Source organism: Nitriliruptor sp., assembly GCF_040882075.1.
In the GTDB taxonomy this organism is placed as follows: domain Bacteria; phylum Actinomycetota; class Nitriliruptoria; order Nitriliruptorales; family Nitriliruptoraceae; genus Nitriliruptor.
Window position 1 is genome coordinate 1 of sequence record NZ_JBBEBZ010000070.1, and the last position, 5,183, is coordinate 5,183.

At 74.9% G+C, this 5,183-nt stretch carries 6 protein-coding genes; 5 read left to right on the plus strand and 1 reads right to left on the minus strand.

Annotated features, from left to right (window positions below; translation table 11 throughout):
• The first annotated feature begins 195 nt into the window (after positions 1-195).
• Entirely contained in the window at positions 196-1,161 is a 966-nt protein-coding gene (locus WEB03_RS03475) for a GNAT family N-acetyltransferase (RefSeq protein WP_368069580.1), read from the plus strand.
• Between the two features lie 11 nt (positions 1,162-1,172).
• Here WEB03_RS03475 and WEB03_RS03480 read toward each other — a convergent pair whose 3' ends face one another.
• Positions 1,173-1,877, minus strand: a complete 705-nt coding sequence (locus WEB03_RS03480; protein ID WP_368069581.1) for a winged-helix domain-containing protein — start codon at positions 1,875-1,877, stop codon at positions 1,173-1,175.
• A 188-nt stretch (positions 1,878-2,065) separates the two neighbouring features.
• Between WEB03_RS03480 and WEB03_RS03485 the strand changes: the two genes are divergently transcribed.
• From WEB03_RS03485 to WEB03_RS03500, 4 genes are all read left to right on the plus strand, one after another.
• Complete coding sequence (locus tag WEB03_RS03485) at positions 2,066-2,962, plus strand: alpha/beta hydrolase (protein WP_368069582.1); 897 nt, start codon at positions 2,066-2,068, stop codon at positions 2,960-2,962.
• Positions 2,963-3,144: 182 nt separating this feature from the next.
• On the plus strand, positions 3,145-4,125 hold the full coding sequence (locus WEB03_RS03490; RefSeq protein WP_368069583.1) for a helix-turn-helix domain-containing protein: 981 nt from the start codon (positions 3,145-3,147) through the stop codon (positions 4,123-4,125).
• 80 nt (positions 4,126-4,205) lie between these two features.
• Positions 4,206-4,712, plus strand: a complete 507-nt coding sequence (locus tag WEB03_RS03495) for a DUF4395 domain-containing protein (protein WP_368069584.1) — start codon at positions 4,206-4,208, stop codon at positions 4,710-4,712.
• Complete coding sequence (locus WEB03_RS03500; protein WP_368069585.1) at positions 4,712-5,173, plus strand: thioredoxin family protein; 462 nt, start codon at positions 4,712-4,714, stop codon at positions 5,171-5,173. Before WEB03_RS03495 ends, WEB03_RS03500 begins: the two co-directional genes overlap by 1 nt.
• The last annotated feature ends 10 nt before the right edge of the window (positions 5,174-5,183 follow it).

Genomic DNA, 5,183 nt, shown 5'->3' on the forward strand with positions numbered 1-5,183 from the left:
GGATTAAAAGTCCGATGCTCTGCCAGTTGAGCTAGCGGCCCGAGCTGGACAGCGCCCCACCGAGCGGCGCCGGCGGAGGATAACGCCGAGGGGTGACCCGCGCCAACCGGGACCCGCGCTCCTAGCCTGGCGCGCGCGGGCCGACCGCGCCCGGATCCGCCAGCGTGAGCACCCCGCACCGTCCGAGGAGCCCCCGTGCCCGACGAGTCGCCGGCCGTCGCTCGCGTGCTGATCGAGCCCCTCGAGCCCGGGGATGCGCCGACCGCGGCGGCGCTGTTGGCCGACGGCGAGTCCGCCGTCGACGGCGAACTGGTCGACGAGGCCGAACGGCGCCGGCTCGCGGCGTTCGCCGGTTCCGACCACCAGCGTGCGCCCGACTGGTACCCCCTGGTGGCCCGCCGCTGCTCGGACGCCGTCGGCGGGTACGCGGCCCTCGTGCTACCCGCATCCCCGGGAGGCACGGCCGTCGGGGACGCCGCCCCGCTGCCCGACGTCGAGGGGCGCGACGAGGTCCTCACCTCGTTGCTGGCCGCCCTCACCGACCTCGCGGCACGGCACCAGGCCAGGGAGCTCGAGGTGTGGCTCCGTCGCGCCGACGACCACGACCTCGAGGTGGCGACCGCTGCTGGCCTCCCCGCGCGACGGCGTGTCGCGGTCCTCGGGCGGCCGCTGCCGATCGAGGGCGCCGCTCCCCCGGCACCCTCGGGGATCACGGTCCGCAGCTACCGCCCCGACGTCGATGACGACCAGGTCGTGGACGTGCTGCGCGAGGCGTACGCCGGGACCGACGACGGGGGGTGGGACCTGGCTGCGTTCCGCGAACGTCGCGGGTGGGACTGGTTCCGCGCCGACGATCTGCTCGTCGCCGAGGACACCGACGGTCGCCTGCTCGGCCTGCACTGGCTGAAGCGCCGCTCCCCCACGGTTGGCGAGGTGCACAACCTCGCCATCCACCCGGGCGGGCAGGGCCGTGGGCTCGGCCCCCTGCTCCTGCGGGCCGGGCTCGACCACCTCGCGGCGACCGGGTGTGACGAGGTGATGCTGTGGGTCGACCGCGCGAACGACCGGGCGGTGCGCCTCTACACCTCGCTCGGGTTCACCACCCGCTGGGACGACGTCGCGCTCGCCCGCGCGGTCCCCGGGGCGGAGCACCGGTCGTGACCTCGTCGGCGTCAGGCGCTCCCCTCAGCCTCCTCGACGCCACGCGGGCCGCGCTGACCCGGTGGCACGAGCTTGTAGCCCACCCCGCGGACGGTGACGATCATCGCCTCGTACTCGGGCCCGAGCTTGGCGCGCAGGCGCCGGATGTGGACGTCGACCGTCCGGGACCCGCCGAAGTAGTCGTAGCCCCACACGTCCTGCAGGAGCAGGTCGCGGGTGAACACCCGGTTCGGGGCGTTGGCGAGGGTCTTGAGCAGCTCGAACTCCTTGTAGGTGAGGTCGAGCGGCTGGCCACGCAGCCGCACCTGGTAGGAGTCCTCGTCGACGACCAGGTCCCCGACGTTGGCCGCCCGCTGCGGCCGGGCTGCGGCGGCCCGCTCCTGCACGAGGCGCAGGCGGGTCTCGGTCTCCGCCGGCGACGCGGACGGCAGCAGCCAGTCGTCGAACCCCCAGGTGGACTTGAGGGCCGCGAGCCCGCCCTCGCTCATCACGACCAGGATCGGTTTGTCCATCTCGTTGACGGACGCGGCACGGCACGCACCGGCAGCCTCGCGGAGGTCCGTGGTCGCATCGACGACGACCAGGTCGCAGTTGCTGAGGCCGAACAGCGACTCCGGCGACAGCGGCGCGTCCTGCAGGGTGTGGTCGAGGTACTCGAGCGCGGGGAGCAGCGACTTGCCCCCACCGGGGCGGTCGGTGAGCACCAGCAGGTGCACCCGCGGTCTCCTGGTCGGCACGTGCTCGGGGCGCGTGGGTGGCGTGGCACCTCGGTGCCGGTCGGTGGCGGCTCGCCACCCCACGTTCGGTGTCCGGACCCCGAGAACGCACGACGCCCCGCGCGTACGTCGATGACCTGGCGGGACGGCGACGTTGCCGGGGCGAGCCACGTAGATGGTTGCAGATCGTGAGCCCCCACGTCCAGCCACCTGCGCGTGACGGCGACCGCCGGCCTGCGACCACGCCGCCCCGGAGGAGCCCGCTCCGCCGCTACCTCGAGACCCGGGGGGTGCTCGGCGGGCACGCGTCGGCCCACGCCACCACGCGTCTGGTGACCGCCGACGGCACCCGCCTCGAGGGCACCTACCTGCCCGGGCCGTCGAGCGCTCCAACGGCGGTACTGCTCCTGCACGGGTTCGCGGCGAACCGTCGCAAGCCGGCGTACGCGCGCCTGGCCGACGGTTTGGCTCGGGACCTGCCGGTCCTCGCGCTCGATCTGCGGGGCCACGGTGGGTCGGGCGGGGTGTCCACCTTCGGCGATCACGAGGTGGCGGACGTCGACGCCGGTCTCGCGTGGCTCCGCGCGCTCGGGCACCGGCACGTGGTCACCGTGGGGCTGTCGATGGGTGGGACGGCTGCGCTCCACGCGGCTTCGCTCGGTGCGGACACCGACGCGGTCGTGACGGTCTCCGCGCCCGGATGGTTCCGCGACGTCCCCGATACCGACGCGCTCCGACGTCTCCACGCGGTGTGGGTACGGCCGTCGGCTCGCCTCGGTCTGCGGGTCGCGCTCGGGGTGCGGCTCGCCGGTCCCGAAGCCTGGCGGTCGCCGCCGCACCCGGCCGAGATGGTCACCCAAGTGCGCCAGCCGCTGCTCGTCGTCCACGGTGCCGACGACGCCTACTTCCCGCCATCGGACGCGGACGACCTCGTCGCCGCGGCCGCTGGCCCGGCCACCGTCTGGCACGAACCGATCGGCTTCGGTCACGCCGAGGACGGCATCAGCACCGAGGTGGTGGCACGCCTACGCCACGCGATCGTCACGGTCGCCACCACCGGCCGGTTCCCGACCCGGGACGGCTGAGTTCGCACTGTCGTGCGCGCGGCGCCGCGCAGTTCGCACTGTTCTCCCTGTCTGCGGCACCCTCCGGGGATGCTGCTGCGGACCATCCTCGTTCACCCCTCGGACGGGGTCACCGTCGCGGCCACCGCGACACCGGTCGGAACCGACCGATCCAGGAGCCCCGAGTGGAGGAACACCGCCCCGTGAGCGCGACCGCGACCGCTACGCAGCCCGTCGCCGGTGAGGTCCCCCTCGCCGGCGACGAGCTCGTCGAGCGCGCTCTCGGTGTCCCGACAAGGGCGGGCATCTACCGGCGCCTCCGCACCGAGGGCCGACCCGCCACGGCCCGCGAGGTCGCCGAGATGTTCGGTCTCCACCCGAACGTCGCCCGCACCCACCTCGACACCCTCGCCGGCGCCGGCCTGCTGGTCACCGGCTCCCGCAAGCACCCGGGCGGCGGACGGCCCGCCAAGGTGTACGTCGCCCGCGAGCAGGCAGCGTCGGGTTCCGACCTGCAGGTCCCGCCGGGCAGCCAGCTCGCGGTCCACACCATCGTCCAGCTCATCGCCGGGCTGACCGAGCACCGCCACAAGCTGGCGCTGCTCGCCGAGGAACAGGGCCGCAAGCTCGTCGCCGCCGACGCCGGGCGCGCCGACACCCGGGACTTCGCCGCCGCGGCCGTGATCGCCGTCGAGGCGCTCCGAGCCGCGTTCCCCGAGGTGCGCCTGGCCTCCACCGACGATGACGTGGTCGTCGTCGAGGGCCTCGAGGTCGGCCTGCGCCTGGTCGGCGAGGTCGACGGCGAAGTGGGCGACGCGCTGGCCACCGGGTTCCTGCGTGGCGCGCTCGCCGCCGCCGGCGCCCCCGCCACCGTCGAGGCCAAGGGCGGCCGGGTCACGGCCGTGCTCGACGAAGCCGGGCTCGGCGCCCAGCCCTCCCCGACCACCACCGTCGACGTCCGCGGGGACGACTTCCAGCGCGGCGTGGTCGCCACCATGCGCGCGACCGTCCCCCTGCGCCCCGGCGACCACCTCGAGATCCTCACCGACGGGCAGGGCGCCCCGGCGGCGTTCGCCCGCTGGGCCGACCGCGCCGGCCACCAGATCGTCGACGTGGCGCGCGTACGCGACGTCCGCGGCAAGCCCGCGGTCCGGGTCCTGCTGCGCAAGGCCACCGGCCGCTGACCGCTCCGAGGACCACCACCGCTCCGAGAACCACCACCGCTCCGAACCCACACGCTCCCACCAACGCACGAGGACGACCTATGGCTCGACGCAACGACCTCGCCTACGACGCCGACGGCGGCCTGCTGATCGACGTCCGCGGCCCCCGCTTCGGTGCCGCGATCACCACCGTGGTCCTCGCCCTCGCGCTGATCGTCCAGGGCCCGGTCGGCACCGGCCTCGTCGCGTTCCAGTGGCTGGTGTTCACGGTGTCGACGGTGTTCGGCCTCGCGTGGTCGCCGTACGGCAACGTGTTCCGGGCGCTCAAGCGGCGCTTCGACCTCGGCCCGCCACCGGCCACCGAGACCGAGGGGCCGCCGCGGTTCGCCCAGGCCTGCGGCCTCGCCGTCGCCACGGCAGCGCTCGTGCTGTTCGCCGTCGGGGCGACCACGGCCGGGTGGATCGCTGTCGCCGTCGTGCTCGCGCTGTCCACGCTGCTGGCCGTCACCGGCATCTGCGTCGGCTGCGAGCTCTACCTCGCCGGCCAGCGGCTCACCCGCCGCAGCGGCGCCGGTGACCGCACCAGCACCGGGGAGGGCCGAGCCTGATGAGCCCGATCGTCCTGCGCCTGCTGATCGTCCTCGCCGTCGTGGCCGCCGCCAGCCTCGCGGGCTGGTGGTGGAACCGACGCGACGGCCGCGTCCGCACCGTCGCTGACGACGCGCCGCGGGTCTCGACCGACCACCTCGCCGCGGTGGGTCTCGACCTCGACGGGGCCGCTGCGGGCGCGGTCCTGCTCGGCTCGCCGACCTGCACCCCGTGCGTCGCGGTCGAGCGGGTGCTCGGTGAGCTGTCCGCCGACCGGCCCGACTTCCGCTGGGTGAAGGTCGACGCCGCCGACCACCTCGACCTCGCCGAGGCCCACAAGGTCCTGCGGGTCCCGACGCTGCTCGTGGTGGACCGCGACCGGCGGCTCGTCGCCCGCACCACCGGCGTCCCCGCCAGCGCCGACCTCGCGGCCGTCCTCGACGGCGACGCCGACCTCGATCGGGCCGGCGCGGCCGCCTGAGGCCAGCCCA